Source organism: Leptolyngbya sp. FACHB-671 (genome assembly GCF_014695745.1).
GTDB lineage: Bacteria > Cyanobacteriota > Cyanobacteriia > Elainellales > Elainellaceae > JAAUTN01.
The window spans coordinates 17,834-32,666 of record NZ_JACJOV010000154.1 but is presented as its reverse complement, the minus strand read 5'-3'; the positions used below and the strand labels follow the sequence as shown (position 1 = coordinate 32,666).

Below are 14,833 nucleotides of genomic sequence, written 5' to 3'. Positions count from 1 at the left end.
CCCATCAGGCAAGTTGAGCAAAAACTGTGGGGGCGCTGATGCTTAATCTGAAGGAATTCCCGCCTGCCGCACGAATAGGATTTCGACCTGGATCGTTCGCTACGTTGTGAGGAAGGGCGATCGCTTCCCAACTTGGGCACTCTAATGAAGAAATTTTCAGTCCAGGGAGACTTCTACGATGAATACGACTTCGATTAGTGCAACATTGAGTCAGGCAGATCGGGATGCGGTGATGGACGCGGTAGCGACGATTAAGGCAAAGCTACCGTTTTCGGTGGATTTGAGTGCAGATGAGCGGAAGGCTCTACCTAAGATGGGCGATAAGAGTCGGGCGTTTGTGAGTAAGGCGTTGGAGGTGGCGACGCAGAACCCAGACTTTTTGCCGCGTTCGTTTGACCTGGAGGAGTTGCGGAAGGATGTACAGCTATTTGAGGCGCTGTATCCGCTGTTGCTGGCGATGACGCAGCTACAGGAATTGTTGGATGATACTTGCTTGGCGGTGGGCAGTGAGGCGTATGCGGCGGCGTTGCAGGTGTATAACTACGCGAAGGCGAGTGGAAATGTGGGTGGGATGGATGCGGTGGTGGGTGAGATGGGGCAACGGTTTGCCCGGAAACCTCGGAAGGCGAAGAGCCAAGAGAGAACGGTTTAGTCGAAAGTCTGACCATTTGACCTCCGAAGACGACAACTGAAGCTCAGAGCTTGGGAATTGGAGCAATTTGCTCGACGTTTCGGGTTCTGAGCTTAATTTTTGAAGTAAAAAGGTTAGAGCTTGAAGTAGAAAGGTCAAAGTTTTAAGCAAAAAGGTCGGAGTTCCAAGTTCTGAGGTCGGAGTTCCAAGTAGAAAGGCTAAAGTGCCCAGTTTGGAGGTCAAAAGGTGGAACGACGAACCTCGATCGTGTGATCTTGATGTGGCTATTTCTCTTCAATTGTTTTACCTTTGATAGTCGAAAATTTGTGCCATATTGGGAGCGTTTAGTTATCCTTCAGGCACAGCAAGATGTGGGAATGGTTAGCAGTAATCGGAACAGCAGAGTTCACCGGATTTGTCTTTCAGAATGTCTTGCTGAAGATAGGACAAGGTGCAATGGAGGATTATGTCAAAGGCTTTTTTCAGGATTGGATAGGAAGTACTAAGACATTAGCCCAGAAAAAGCCTGTGCAAGAAGCAATTGGTCGAGCCGTGACTGACTTTTTGCTGCTGGTGCAGGATGAGCTAATGGAATGGGGAATTTATGAAGTTGAGATTAGAGATCGCTATGAGCGGGAGATTGAACAGTTCATTCATGAACAAGAAGTCAAACTAATTTTAGGAAAAGCTTTTGAGAAGGATTGCAAAACGATTGACACCAAACGTTTAGAGGAAGTTTGGCAAGAATCTAAGTTTCACAAACAGCCTTTTCCCGCTATGCCTGATGACTTTAGCTGGAGTCGGATTGCGAATGAATATGTTCGTAAGGTGAGAAAAATTGTTCGTGAAACGCCTGATTTGAGAGAAATACTTGACTCTGAGCGGCTAGAGGCAATTGAGCAGGGCGTTGTTGAGCTGACTCACAATACTGCTCAATTGAGGGGAATTTCTCCAGGATTCAGTGTCGAAAGATATCAGAAGAGTTTGCAAGATAGTTATGGGTATTTGAGGCTCAACACACTGGACATTACCCATCAGCAATACAAACTCCGATTGTGGAAGATGTTTATTCCGCAGAGTGTGCGTGAAGCCTTGCCGCCCTCTCACTATGACTTGACAAAGGAAACTCAACGGAGATTAGGAGAAGCACAACAATTAGAGTCAGATTTATTTACAGAGGATCTGGAGCGTTACAAACGCGAATACGTGCAGAAGGTTGCTCGTCCGGTATTAGAAGTTTTGAAAGAGCCAAACTATCAGCTTGCTGTTGTCGTTGGTGATCCGGGATCTGGTAAATCCACCTTGCTGCAATTCCTCGCGTTAACTTGGGCAGAGGCTCCAAACAATGAGTTACCGCTATTGGTTGAGTTGAGGGAATACACTCAGGAACATAGCTCAATCACCAGCTTTTTAGAATATTTCCACCAAGGTTCCCGAACTATCTGTCGCTTAGAGCGGCTTGATGTAGACAATTTACTTCGACAGGGACAAGCACGGGTAATGTTTGATGGACTGGATGAAGTGTTTGATCCAGGTATTAGAAGTAGGATTGTGACGGAAATTATACGTTTTACAAACGAATACCCTAAAGTGCGTGTTCTGGTTACGTCACGAATTGTTGGCTATGTGGGTCATCCTAATTCAGAGCGATTGCAGAATGCAGGCTTTCATCAATTTACTCTGCAAGATCTCAACCCAGACCAAATTCAGGAGTTTATCGACCGATGGCATGATCTTGCGCTTGGAAATGATCCAGACCGAGCACGCTTACAATCTCGATTGGAGTCTGCCATTAAAAATTCTGTTTCAATTTGTGAGTTAGCAGGCAATCCACTACTGCTGACGATGATGGCGATTTTGAATCGTAAACAAGAATTGCCTAAAGACCGATCTGAACTTTATGATCAGGCATCACAAGTGTTGCTCTACAACTGGGATGTGGACTACAAGAGTTTAAAGCTTCCAGCAGATGCTATTGGACGAGTGGAAAAACAAGCAATGCTACGTCGAATTGCCTATGAAATGCAGTCTGGCGAAAAAGGACTCGCAGGCAATTTGATTTTGGGTGAAAAACTACAAGAGATTTTGACCGATTTTTTGAGATCCAGAGGCTTTGAGCAGCCTAGAGAGAAGGCTGATTTACTAATTGAACGGTTTCGTGATCGGCATTTCATTTTATGCTTTTTAGGAGATGATGATTATGCGTTTGTACATCGTACTTTTCTAGAGTATTTCTGTGCGAAAGAGTTTGTTGATCGCTTAGAAAAACGCCGTGCCCTTGTAGAAGAGCAGCTTACGGAGGAGCAGCTAAAAACGGAGGTGTTTGGTAAGCATTGGCGAGAGGAATCTTGGCATGAAGTGTTACGCTTAATCTCCGGACTGATTGGAGAAGCGGTAGCTGCGGCAATAATTGATTACTTAATTGAACAAAAGGATGAAGTAGACGAATTTGGTAACTTGTTTTTAGCTGCTGAATGTCTTGCCGAGGTTAGAAACCGTTCCAGCATCAGAACAACAGACGTTAACTTGCTAAATAGTTTGAGAAGTTTGACTTATTATGAACCAATTAAAAAAGCTAACTCTTTCATACAATTTAAAGAAGTAGAAGAAGCTCAAAGAGTCATTAAAAATCGTACTAAAGCTGTTTCTTCAATTGCAAAAACTTGGAGAGGAGATGAGGAAACTCTGTCTTGGCTCAAAGACTTAACCCAATCAAGTTGTGATTGGTCAGTAAGAGCGACGGCTGTGCGGGAAATTTCTCAAGGTTGGAGAGAATGTACTAGCACTGCTTGTTGGCTTAAAAACCGAGTGCAATCAGATGCTAGTGAATATGTTCGCAGCGCAGCCTTGCAGGCATTGGCTGAAAACTGGAAAGATGATCCTGATACACTAACGATTCTCAAAGAGCGAGTGCAATCAGACGTCGATGAATACGTTCGCAGCGCAGCCCTAGAGGCGTTAGTTAAAAGCTGGAAGGATGACCCTGATACACTAACGATTCTCAAAGAGCGAGTGCAATCAGATGCATATGAATTTGTTCGCTATGCAGCCTTGCAAGCGTTAGTTAAAAACTGGAAGGATGACCCTGATACACTAACGATTCTCAAAGAGCGAGTGCAGTTAGATGTTAACGAACTTGTTCGCCGTACAGCCATAGAAGCACTGGCTGAAGGTTGGAAGGATGACCCTGATACATTAACGATGCTCAAGAAACTGCAATCAGATGCATCAGAAAGCGTTCGCCGTGCAGCCTTACAAGCGTTAGTTAAAAGCTGGAAAGATGGCCCTGATACATTAACAATTCTCAAAGAGCGAGTGCAATCAGACGCCGATGAATACGTTCGCCGTGCAGCCTTGCAAGCGTTAGTTAAAAGCTGGAAGGATGACCCTGATGTATTAACGATGCTCAAAGAGCGAGTGCAATCAGATGTCAATGGATATGTTCGCCATGCAGCCCTAGAGGCATTAGTTAAAGGTTGGAAGGATGACCCTGATACATTAACGATTCTCAAAGAGCGAGTGCAATCAGATGCCAATGAACTTGCTCACCGTACAGCTCTACAAGCACTGGTGGAAGGGTGGAAGGATGACCCTGATGTATTAACGATGCTCAAAGAGCGAGTGCAATCAGATGCCGATGGATATGTTCGCAGTGCAGCCCTACGAGCACTAGCTGAAGGGTGGAAGGATGACCCTGATGTATTAACGATGCTCAAAGAGCGAGTGCAATCAGATGCCGATGGATATGTTCGCAGTGCAGCCCTACGAGCACTAGCTGAAGGGTGGAAGGATGACCCTGATGTATTAACGATGCTCAAAGAGCGAGTGCAATCAGATGCCGATGGATATGTTCGCAGTGCAGCCGTAGAAGCACTGGTTGAAGGGTGGAAGGATGACCTTCAGATCTTTGAGCCTCTTCATGATTGTACTCTGAATGCTCCATCTCAAGATGATAAGGAGATCTGGCAAGATAACCCAAGACGTGCTGCACTTGCAGCAATCGTTCAATATTTTCTTGACCATCCTAAAGTACCGGCACTTTTGCAAGATCGGGCAGAAAATGACTCAGATGAACTAGTTAGACAGTTTGCTAAATGTGTGATGGAGAATAAATTTCTCTATCGATTCTCGAAGTAACTGATAGTTGGTAAAAAGCTGAGCTTTGCTTTTGCTATACAAGATAAAAGAAGGATTGCAGTTTGGAGGAGCAATTAGCGGTAGCATTGATGGCGATCGCCCCTTGCTAAAATTCTGATATACCCTTCCTCTTGAAAAACTTATGCAAGCCTTTGAAGCTACTGGAACGATCGACCCTACAGGGCGATTAATGCTAGATCAGCCATTACAGGTTACTCAGTCTGCGAAAGTGCGGGTAATTGTCCTGGTTAGTGAGGACGAAAACGTAGCTTCTAGTGGTAATCAAACCGAGGTATCTGAATCTCAAGATTTCTCTGCTCAATCGTTTCTTAACATGATTGACGAAATTCGTGCTCAAGTGCCAGCCGAAGAGTATTGAACGCTCCCTTCGTCAACTCAATATTGAGGTTATTTCCCAAACCAGCGAGCTATTTCACCAAGCCTTAAATTTATACCAGCAACGACCTGACCAAGCCTGGAGTTTAACCGACTGCGCTTCATTTTGCATCATGCAGCAGCGAAATATTCTTGAAGCCCTAGCTCATGACAGGCACTTTGAACAGGCGGGCTTCATTACCCTTCTACGATAATTGAAATTTCGCTTCCCAACCCTCATCCCTCAACCTCAGAACACGAAATTCCAAGTTCAGAACACGGAACTTCGACCTCAAAATCTGAAATTTCGAGTTCAGAACTTGAAACTTTGACCTCAGAGCTTGAAACCTTGACCTCAAAGCCTGAAAGTTTGACCTCAGAACTTGAAGCTTTGACCTCAGAACTCGGAATGTCGGGATCAAAGCTGCACAGGTCATGATCAGAAGTCCAGGACTGTAAACCTGTATCAAGAACCACTTGCGAAAAGCTTCATTCTCAAGTAGTCTGGTTCCTCAGTACAAAAACATATCCGAGATCAAAGCGTCACCTGAGACTGTTTGCACCAGCCTCAGGCGACTAACCCTCAAAACTGCGACAACAGTTCGGAGGGCTAGAGGGCAGTTTATCACTCCACTAGCCACCCTGACTTTGCTATGGCAAAAAAGCAGCAGGGTGGCTTTGGTTTTTGGAGATAAATCTCAGGGGCTAGGGACTGGGGGCTAGGGAAGATTTTCTCTAACAGCTAACTCCTGATCCGTAGCTCCTAGTTCTTCAACCTGGAGTTTTAGACTGCTATGACTGATAGTGCTTCTCTGATTCAAATCAATCCCGATCCGCGCATTCTCACCACGCTAGTGATTGGAACTGAGGACAATGTAAAAGCTTACATTCTCAGGCAACATACTCTCGGCGTTGCTGAGGTAGGTGCATGGAGTAAACCGCTTCCAGTTCCCCATCATGCCGATAAAGTTATGTGTGTTCTCAATCGCATCATGGTGTAACCCAATTGCTCTGAGTACGCTCCAAGATGTGTAGGGGTGGGTTTTGCCGTTGAACTTTGGCTCTATCTGAGTTTTGTCTGCTAAACCCACCCCTACAGTGTTGCGGTGATTTAGCATGACTGTAGCAGCCTTGCAATTTGCTCGACTGCTATCGGTTAATGAACTGTTGACTCTTATCCTTTAGCGACCGCCACAGCACTCACGTCGATGTTTCGGTCAAACAATACACGCGGTCTGAATAGGATTTTGAACAAGAGTAGGAATGAAGCAAACTCACCGGGCGTATAGTGAGTTTTCCATTGTCCTGGACGGCAGAATAACATCTCGACGAGCGATCGCTGTTGGTTTAAATTCACCTGGTCAAAGCTAATTCGCACGGTGGGAAACTCATCTCTAAAGCCCGTGCGGCTTGCTTGTCCATGCAAGGTGACTCCTTCTTCCATAATTTCTAATGTAAGTGGCAAAAACTCACCTAAAGGAATCGCTGGGAAACTGGTCTGGGTTAGAGCGACTTCTGCCCCAACTTCCGACATCATGGTGGTAACACCCCAAAAGGTACGATCGTTTACCGTCAAACGGACTGTACGGCGCAGGTCAAACCAGTCATAGGGGTGAGGACGAGGCACATCCAGCAAAATCAAGAGCGCGATGCCCAACATGATCAGGTTATAGCCGCTCCAGATCCAGCCTAAGCCAATTCCCTTAACCTGTTCGGCGACCTCTGGCGGCACGGTTTGCTGCCACGCACCTTTGATCATGCAAATTCCCAGGTTGACCCAAAGGCTGACGGCTGTCGCTACAAAAAGAGCAATTAGCGGCGCTGCCAGTCCCCAGTTAAAGGTGTAGCGATCGCTAGCCGTCCCCTTTGGCGTAACGTTAAAGCCCTTTGAGAATGGATTGAGCATCGCCTGAATCACCGTCAGCGCCAGCGGAAAGCACAGCACCAGCGAATAAATGTCAGACAACAGGGCTGAGCGAGAGCGGTAGTTGAGCCAGGAAAACACCGTCAACTGCACAATGTAGTAAGGCAAGAAGAAATAGAGCAGTTCGGCGGCCGTTGCTCGCAGCGGAATCACACCCAGAAAGGAGTAAGCCAGCGGCATAACTAGGAATCCAACTCGCGAGATGCTGGTAAACCAGTGCAGCAGTCCTTCCAGGTGGGCTAATCGCTGAAGCGGAGTAAGTCCAGGAATGGTCAGTGGATTGGCTTTGATGAAGAAAGCCTGGAGCGTTCCCCGTGCCCATCGAAGTCGCTGAACTGCCTGAGCCGCAATGTTTTCGGCAGCTAGCCCTGCACTCAACTTTTCGTCGAGATAAATCAGCCGATAGCCTTGAGCCGACAGTCGAATTCCAGTGAAGTAGTCTTCGCTAAGTGAGTCGGTGACAAAGCCGCCCATCTGTTCCAAAGCGCTGCGTCGCAAGACAAAGGAAGTGCCAGAGCAGATGACGCTGCCTGCTCCGTCGCGAATCGGCTGAATTTGACGATAAAAGACTTCTTCTTCTGGGGTTAAAACATTTTCCAAACCCAGGTTGCGGGCGATCGGGTCGGGGTTGTAGAAGGTTTGAGGAGTTTGCACCAGGGCAATCTGGGGGTCTTGAAAGAAGCCCACGGTGCGGGTGAGAAAGTTTTTGGTAGGCACAAAGTCGGCATCAAAGACGACGAGCAGTTCTCCCTGGGTTTGGGCGATCGCATGGTTCAGGTTCCCTGCCTTGGCATGACGATTATCGGGTCGGGTCATGTAGTGGCAGCCCAATTCCTCAGCTAGTGCTTGAACTTCGGGGCGACGAGTATCGTCGAGCAGGTAAATATTTTTGTTGGCATACTCGATCGCCTGACAGCCCATCACCGTGCGCTGCAAAATAAACGTCGGTTCATTGTATGTAGGAATAAAAATGTCTACAGTGGGCATGAATTTCTGATTCAGCACATCCATCGACAGCACGTCGGCTTCTCGGCGGCGATCGCGCACTCGCAGCATCAGAAAAAGCTGAATCGTGCCGTTGCTTAGCATCAGCAGTTCCAGGAGAAACAAACCCAGGCTAAATACGCCATTGAGCGGGTCAGAGAGATTGAGGGTGGAGAGCGATCGCCAGGCCAGATAGCGCAGCGTCAGCGCAATCAAAATGCCAACCACAACTAACCTCGACCAAGTACGCGGTTGGGGAGACACCTTCATCACCACCAGCACCAGCACCAGCAGCGCCACCGTAGGAAACAGCAGATACTCACCAGTCACCATGGGCACTTCTAACCAGAGTGGCGGATTTTCCTGTAGAAGTTCGAGTTGATCAAAGATGCGATTGATGGTTCCCTGACCAGCAAACCACCCACCCACCACTACACTGGCAATTCCAATCAAGCTCAGCATTGCCAAGGTTGCCGTTTGCGGTCGCATAAACCGGGAAGGTTTGCGCTGATCTAACTCCGTCTTACCCAATTGCGAAGTTGTCATGGCTGCCGTCTCCTACCGATGTATAGCTGGATTGACATAAATGTCCTACCTAAATAGCGGTCTTTCACGGTCTTTATATATATACGCAGAACAAACAGTGTTTTGCGTCTAGCTCGGCATTTAATCTATCTATAACCTTCCGGTCTGATTTTAGTGGTTTAGTTTTTGAAAGGTAACATCCTAAATTAGATCTGCTTTGCAAATAGATTGTCGTTCAGGGTTGTGAGCGCGATCGCGCTCATGATGTCTCCTGCGTGAATGGTAGCGCGGTGCGGCTACGCTACCATTCACGCTTCAAAAAGTAATTCATCCAGGAAGTCTATTCTTTAGTCACCTTAGATTAGAAGTGACTGAGAATTGAATGAGTGGGACTGTAGGAGTTGATGCCTAAATTCTCAGCCCGCAATCATTCTCTACTGATGATGAAACCCTACAGTGTGTTGAGTTGTTGGTAAGGAATTGTACAGTCATGAAATTGATTGCTCTGGTTTCATTTGGCGTAGTTTCTCTCCTGGTTTTAGCTGGCACCAACGCTCAGGCTGATACTCAAACTGCCGCCCCATCTCTAGCAGCACAGGTTAAATCGTTGCCTATCACTACTGAGGCTAGTCCAATTCAGATTGCTCAGGCTACCGCAACAAAAACTGGAACTTTTGTTGCTGCGGAGCATCCAACGGAGGGAATGGTACAGATTGTGACTGAAAATGGCGATCGCTACTTAGAGTTCGACGAAACATTTCGTAGCGACAGCGGCCCTGATCTATATGTAATTCTCCATCGGGCTGGTGAACCTCCCGTTAGCGGCATCCAGGAACAGGACTACGTCACGCTCGCCCCGCTGCAAAGCACCGCAGGAACCCAACGCTACGCCATTCCTGCGGACGTGAACCTGGATGACTTTAACTCTGCTGTCATCTGGTGTCGGATGTTTAACGCGACTTTTGGTTATGCAACGCTGGGCAGCTAGAGAATTAAGGATTGGAGAGTAGGGATTGGAAGTAATCATTACCTAATCCCCAACTCACAACCCCTCTCATAAATTTGTTTACTGATTAACACCCTTCTGGAATCACAAGTTGTAGGATAATAGCCTGTTTACCTGAAATGTTGCTTGGCTAGAGTTCATCTCATTGCAGATTTAGAAATGAATTGACTGAGGAGGTTTTCCTAAGCAATTCATTTCTAATCTGCGATGTTTTGAGCCATCTGAAAGTGCATCTTGTATAAAGACTTTAATTCTGAAGCGAGGTTTTATATCCAGATCTGGGTAACTAACCGTAGTTTCCGTAAGAGCAGGTTTCACTGTTGAATCTTTGCTCCATCCAGGTTTTGTCTAGTAAACCTACCCGTACAGAGTCGTGCTTATCTGGCAGGGTTTGGTATTAGTTTGTGCTTAAAATTTGTGCTGTTATGGAGAGTTTCTAATGGGAGTTAAAGATTTTTGGGCATTAATCCATCCGGCGATCGCCGTTTTCTTTGTCTTTCCGCTAATTGGCATGGTCGTCAACTTCGCCTGGCAAACTCGACAACGACGGCTTCAGGCTAAAGAAGGCGGCAAAAGCAAAATTTCCCCAATTGTCGGTAAGGAACACCTAAATCTGGGGCGTTGGCTTACAGGTGCAGTAGTCGGAGTTACGCTGATAGCACTAGCCTATTCAGTCGTGTTCGGATATAGCGGATTTATCACTCAGCAACGAGAAGGTACGCTTGAGCCGCTTCAGGTCGGCTTCATCGTCCTGATGTTTATTGCCACCATTGCCTCCCTGATAGTGCTATATCGTGCGAGAGAAGCACATTGGCGAGGCATCTTTGCCACCCTTACAGGTGCCGGATTAGTAATTTTGGGTTGGCAAGATGGGGTTTATCGGCGTACAGACGAGTGGTACGTATCGCACTTCCACTATGGTATAGTCGCCGCACTACTAATGATTTTTTCGCTGGCGATCGTCCAAGACATTTATAAAGATCGTTCCAATCGCTGGCGTGTTGTTCACACAGTGCTAAACTGCATTGCGCTACTTTTGTTTGTCGGACAGGCAATGACTGGAACACGAGATTTGCTAGAAATTCCGCTGAGTTGGCAAGAACCTTACATCTATAGCTGCGATTTTGAGAACTTGACCTGCCCGACTCCCGCACCACCACCTGCCTCTCAGATTCCTCAAGTTTCTACACCTGCCGCTTGATGGAGTTAAGTCTGGTTAATCTTCCGCTTTATCTGAGAAAAAGTTTGAGCGAGAAGTTAGGTTTGGCTTCTCTGAATACTGCTTAATCTGTTGGACGGGAATTTCAATCCGAAACTCTGTGCCCTGCCCAACTTGTGACATACAGCAGAGGGTGCCGTTGTGCCGTTCTGTAACAATTTGGTAGCTGATAGATAGCCCCAACCCGGTACCTTTGCCGATGGGCTTGGTTGTATAGAAGGAGTGAAAAATCTCTGCTCGAACGGCTTCGGGCATTCCTGGTCCATTGTCAGCAACACAGATAATGGCACGCGGAATGTCATCTGGGTAACCGTGTGCCACTGCTGTGGTAATTGTGATCTGGTTGCACCGAGGAGAATTTGACAGAGCTAAGTTAGCAAGTCCGTCAAGCGAGGTTTCGGCTGCGTGATTTTCTGAGGCTGAATTTTCTGAGGCTGAATTTTCTGAGGCTAGGTTGGCGATCGGCTCCTGAGCGGAACGATTCAGAGGACTCCCAGATTCATATAGCGCGTCGATCGCATTGCTCAAAATATTCATGAATACCTGATTGAGCTGGCTGGGGAAGCATTCAACCAACGGTAAATCACCATATTTTTTGATCACCTTAATGCCAGTGGTTCCGGTTTTTGCCTTGAGCCGGTATTGCAAAATCAGTAAGGTGCTGTCAATTCCTTCATGGATATCGACGAGTTTGACGGATGCTTCATCGAGCCGCGAAAAGTTTCTCAGCGACAGCACGATTTGACGGATGCGATCGGCTCCAATTTGCATCGAGGTCAGCATTCGAGGCAGATCTTCGACCAGAAAATCTAGATCGATCAGGTTGGTGCGATCGCCAATTTCAGGGTGAGTTTCTGGGTAATGTTTGCGGTAGAGTGCAATCAGATCGAGCAAATCCTGAGTATATTGGCTGGCGTAGATCAGGTTGCCATAAATAAAATTCACCGGATTGTTGATTTCATGGGCAACGCCTGCAACCAGTTGCCCCAGGCTAGACATCTTTTCATTTTGAATCAGCTGCGTCTGCGTCTTTTGCAAATCTTCTAGCGCCTGGGCCAACGCCTCAGACTGATGTTGCGTCTGCGCCAAAAACTCTGCCTGCTGAATCGCAACTCCCAATTGCGCTGCAATCTGAGTTACAAATTCAATCTCCGAAGCTTGCCAGCGTCGCGGACCAATGCACTGGTGAATGCACAATAGCCCCCAGAGGCGATCGCCCTGCAGCAATGGCGCAACCAAACTGGCTCTGATTTGTAGTTTCTCTAGGGCGATGGTGTAGCGTCCATCTGTCCAGACACTAGAGGTATCTTCTATCACCTGAACATAGCCTTTGTCGTACTCAGTAGCAAGCTGTTCGTCAAGGTGATGATCGTGAATTTGGGTAGACAAAAGCGATTCAAACTCCGGTAGTACGGACTCTGAGACAAATTCGCCTTTGTTCCAATTAGAGTCTGGGTCAAACCGAAACACACCGACGCGACAGGCATCCAGCAACTCACGCACTTCAGTCGCCGCTGACTTAAAGATGGTACCTAAATCTAGAGATTCTCGAATTTTGGCAATGACCCGAAACAGCGCCTTTTGCTGATCAACTTGAGACTGCCCAAACTCTGCTGCCAAGACTTGTAACATTTTTCCAAAGGCTGCTTCGTCACGACAGCAATCTCTCAATTGCTCCAATTGGTCAAGGTTCATGTTAAACCTACTCAAATCCAGGGATCAGTTTTGGGTGTAGCTGCTGCTTTCTGGTAGATGCGGTTCGCCAAAACCTTTATGCCTGTTTACATTCTCGAATTGAAGTATAGACAAAAAGAATCATAAGCGTAAACAAATCCTGACAGTAGCATCAAGGAATCAGTTTTGAGCGATCGCCAGGATTGCGTTTCGTTCGCAAGCAATGCTCTAAGCTCATGAACATTACAGCTATTGAGCAAAATGGACTAGCATTGCCAACTAGAGCCTGGATTCATCTAGACAAACAACTGGAGAAAACAGCTAACTTCTGGCACAACGATTCTTAGTCCTAAAAGTAACGACAGAATAGTATGTCTGATACTGCCCTATCTCAGTCTGCGATCGCCATTACCGTTAAGCTTTTCGCCGCCTACCAGGAAGCGTATGGTGTGCCAGAACTAACGCTAGAAGTTCCCGTTGGGACAACAGTGGTAGAAGTGCGCGATCGCCTCATTAGCGAGCATCCAGAGCTTGCCCAATGGCGCGACCTCACTCGCTTTGGGATCAATCTCCAGTTCGTTGAAGCAGATGCCGTTCTACACGCCGGAGATGAAGTAGTACTCATTCCGCCAGTTAGCGGTGGATGAATCAAGCAAGATTCTGGGATTCGCCAGAATCTTGACAAACTTACAAGAAGTTCCCGTTGTACTAGCAGTTGCTCCTGAAAAAACTGGACTGTTTCGCGTTAGAAGCTAAACGTTCTGTCTTGGGCTAGTTTGGGTAGCCTGGATAAAACTTGCCCAACTTGATAAAGGTAGACACTCAGTTGCAAACCGTTATCATAGTAGGCAATCGTTGATGTTTCTTAACAAACCCAGGCGTGAATGGTTGCACTCTCCCCCAACTTAGCTAAAGTCAAGGCATCTCTGACCGAAAAGGTGCTGTTTGGTAACGAACCCAGCCCTGAACTGGTGGCGATTCTGCTGGTTTACTTCGTACAAGGCATCCTTGGGTTAGCGCGGCTGGCAATTAGCTTCTTTCTAAAAGATGAGTTGGGGCTGAGTCCAGCAGAAGTATCTGCCTTGATGGGAGTTGCAGCCCTGCCCTGGATTATCAAACCAGTATTTGGCTTCGTTTCAGATGGCTTGCCACTGTTTGGCTACCGTCGTCGTCCTTATCTGATTCTCTCTGGACTGTTAGGAACTGCCTCCTGGTTGGGACTGGCATTCTTCGCTCATTCCGCTCTGACGGCGACTGTGGCGATCGCCCTTAGCTCCCTTTCTGTAGCGGTCAGCGACGTAATTGTAGACTCCCTCGTGGTCGAGCGTGCCCGTGCAGAAGATCTTGCCAAAGCGGGTTCGCTGCAATCCGTTTGCTGGGGAGCGTCCGCCTTGGGCGGGCTAATGACGGCTTATTTTAGCGGCTTTTTGTTACAACACTTCAGCACTCATACCGTCTTCATTATCACAGCGACCTTTCCACTGATCGTCTCCTTAGTTGCTGGATTAATTGCGGAGTCAAGAGTTGACCACACCTCCGAATGGTCGGCAGTCCGGCAGCAGGTAAAGCAGTTGCGTGGCGCAATTGGTCAGAAATCCATTTGGATGCCGACGGCGTTTCTGTTCCTGGCGCAGGCTACACCGACGGCTGAATCTGCTTTCTTCTTCTTCACGACCAACGAACTGGGGTTTGAGCCAGAGTTTTTGGGACGGGTTCGACTGGTGACTAGTGTTGCTTCACTCGCCGGTATCTGGATGTTTCAGAGGTTTTTCAAGACTGTTCCCTTTCGCGTAATTTTTGGCTGGACGATGGTGATCTCCGCCGTCCTGGGAATGACGATGCTGCTGTTGGTAACTCATGCAAATCGGGCGATCGGTATTGACGATCGCTGGTTTAGCCTGGGTGACAGTCTGATTTTGACGGTCATGGGTCAAATTGCCTATATGCCAGTGCTGGTTTTAGCCGCACGTCTATGCCCTCCGGGAGTGGAAGCCACCCTATTTGCTTTGTTAATGTCTGTAACGAACCTGGCGGCTCTGCTGTCCTATGAGTTTGGGGCGGTGATGATGCATTGGTTGGGCGTAACTGAGACAAATTTTGAGCGTCTCTGGCTGTTGGTTGTCATCACCAACCTGAGTACGCTGTTGCCTTTACCCTTTTTGGGGTTACTGCCCAATGCTCAAGCTGAGGAGTCAAGTATGGATTTATCAGAAACCGTTGCTCTGCCTCCATCTTCAGCTCCTAAAGTGGAAGCCGATGCGACCGACCTACATCCCGTAAAAAAGCAGTTGATTCCGCTAGTTTCTCAATCTAATCTGCCTCAAACCGTCGAAGAGGCGCTCGAATGAGTACGGAGCA

10 protein-coding genes are annotated in these 14,833 nt (G+C 47.4%); 8 read left to right on the top strand and 2 right to left on the bottom strand.

From position 1 onward, the window contains the following. Positions 1-178: 178 nt before the first annotated feature. The 4 genes from H6F93_RS27930 to H6F93_RS27915 all read left to right on the top strand — a co-directional run bounded on the left by H6F93_RS27930 (position 179) and on the right by H6F93_RS27915 (position 6,144). Positions 179-652 carry a hypothetical protein gene (locus H6F93_RS27930; RefSeq protein WP_190688202.1) on the top strand — a complete coding sequence of 158 codons (474 nt, stop codon included), beginning with the start codon at positions 179-181 and terminating at the stop codon, positions 650-652. Between the two features lie 348 nt (positions 653-1,000). After that, positions 1,001-4,768 carry a HEAT repeat domain-containing protein gene (locus H6F93_RS27925; RefSeq protein ID WP_190688198.1) on the top strand — a complete coding sequence of 1,256 codons (3,768 nt, stop codon included), beginning with the start codon at positions 1,001-1,003 and terminating at the stop codon, positions 4,766-4,768. Positions 4,769-4,910: 142 nt separating this feature from the next. After that, on the top strand, positions 4,911-5,147 hold the full coding sequence (locus H6F93_RS27920; RefSeq protein ID WP_190688194.1) for a hypothetical protein: 237 nt from the start codon (positions 4,911-4,913) through the stop codon (positions 5,145-5,147). Between the two features lie 790 nt (positions 5,148-5,937). Continuing rightward, complete coding sequence (locus tag H6F93_RS27915; RefSeq protein ID WP_190688191.1) at positions 5,938-6,144, top strand: hypothetical protein; 207 nt, start codon at positions 5,938-5,940, stop codon at positions 6,142-6,144. 173 nt (positions 6,145-6,317) lie between these two features. Here H6F93_RS27915 and H6F93_RS27910 read toward each other — a convergent pair whose 3' ends face one another. Beyond that, complete coding sequence (locus H6F93_RS27910; protein WP_190688189.1) at positions 6,318-8,597, bottom strand: glycosyltransferase; 2,280 nt, start codon at positions 8,595-8,597, stop codon at positions 6,318-6,320. A gap of 469 nt (positions 8,598-9,066) precedes the next feature. Between H6F93_RS27910 and H6F93_RS27905 the strand changes: the two genes are divergently transcribed. Together H6F93_RS27905 and H6F93_RS27900 are read left to right on the top strand one after the other, a co-directional pair. Beyond that, positions 9,067-9,564, top strand: a complete 498-nt coding sequence (locus H6F93_RS27905; RefSeq protein WP_190688187.1) for a DM13 domain-containing protein — start codon at positions 9,067-9,069, stop codon at positions 9,562-9,564. A 457-nt stretch (positions 9,565-10,021) separates the two neighbouring features. Beyond that, the gene (locus tag H6F93_RS27900) at positions 10,022-10,783 is read left to right on the top strand and encodes a DUF4079 domain-containing protein (protein WP_190688184.1); all 762 of its coding nucleotides are present in this window, start codon (positions 10,022-10,024) and stop codon (positions 10,781-10,783) included. A gap of 15 nt (positions 10,784-10,798) precedes the next feature. Here the strand turns inward: H6F93_RS27900 and H6F93_RS27895 are convergent, their stop codons facing one another. After that, the gene (locus H6F93_RS27895; protein WP_190688182.1) at positions 10,799-12,496 is read right to left on the bottom strand and encodes a GAF domain-containing sensor histidine kinase; all 1,698 of its coding nucleotides are present in this window, start codon (positions 12,494-12,496) and stop codon (positions 10,799-10,801) included. A 350-nt stretch (positions 12,497-12,846) separates the two neighbouring features. Here H6F93_RS27895 and H6F93_RS27890 point away from each other — a divergent pair, with 350 nt between their 5' ends. Both H6F93_RS27890 and H6F93_RS27885 read left to right on the top strand, forming a co-directional pair. Next, positions 12,847-13,122 (top strand): MoaD/ThiS family protein, encoded by a 276-nt coding sequence (locus H6F93_RS27890; RefSeq protein ID WP_190688180.1) that lies wholly within the window; start codon positions 12,847-12,849, stop codon positions 13,120-13,122. 237 nt (positions 13,123-13,359) lie between these two features. Further along, positions 13,360-14,823, top strand: a complete 1,464-nt coding sequence (locus tag H6F93_RS27885; RefSeq protein ID WP_190642507.1) for a folate/biopterin family MFS transporter — start codon at positions 13,360-13,362, stop codon at positions 14,821-14,823. Positions 14,824-14,833 lie beyond the last annotated feature (10 nt).

Coding starts and splice junctions, on each gene's coding strand:
- H6F93_RS27925 (WP_190688198.1), top strand. CDS start 1,001: ATGTGGGAATGGTTAGCAGTAATCGGAACAGCAGAGTTCACCGGATTT.
- H6F93_RS27930 (WP_190688202.1), top strand. CDS start 179: ATGAATACGACTTCGATTAGTGCAACATTGAGTCAGGCAGATCGGGAT.
- H6F93_RS27920 (WP_190688194.1), top strand. CDS start 4,911: ATGCAAGCCTTTGAAGCTACTGGAACGATCGACCCTACAGGGCGATTA.
- H6F93_RS27910 (WP_190688189.1), bottom strand. CDS start 8,597: ATGACAACTTCGCAATTGGGTAAGACGGAGTTAGATCAGCGCAAACCT.
- H6F93_RS27915 (WP_190688191.1), top strand. CDS start 5,938: ATGACTGATAGTGCTTCTCTGATTCAAATCAATCCCGATCCGCGCATT.
- H6F93_RS27885 (WP_190642507.1), top strand. CDS start 13,360: ATGGTTGCACTCTCCCCCAACTTAGCTAAAGTCAAGGCATCTCTGACC.
- H6F93_RS27900 (WP_190688184.1), top strand. CDS start 10,022: ATGGGAGTTAAAGATTTTTGGGCATTAATCCATCCGGCGATCGCCGTT.
- H6F93_RS27895 (WP_190688182.1), bottom strand. CDS start 12,496: ATGAACCTTGACCAATTGGAGCAATTGAGAGATTGCTGTCGTGACGAA.
- H6F93_RS27905 (WP_190688187.1), top strand. CDS start 9,067: ATGAAATTGATTGCTCTGGTTTCATTTGGCGTAGTTTCTCTCCTGGTT.
- H6F93_RS27890 (WP_190688180.1), top strand. CDS start 12,847: ATGTCTGATACTGCCCTATCTCAGTCTGCGATCGCCATTACCGTTAAG.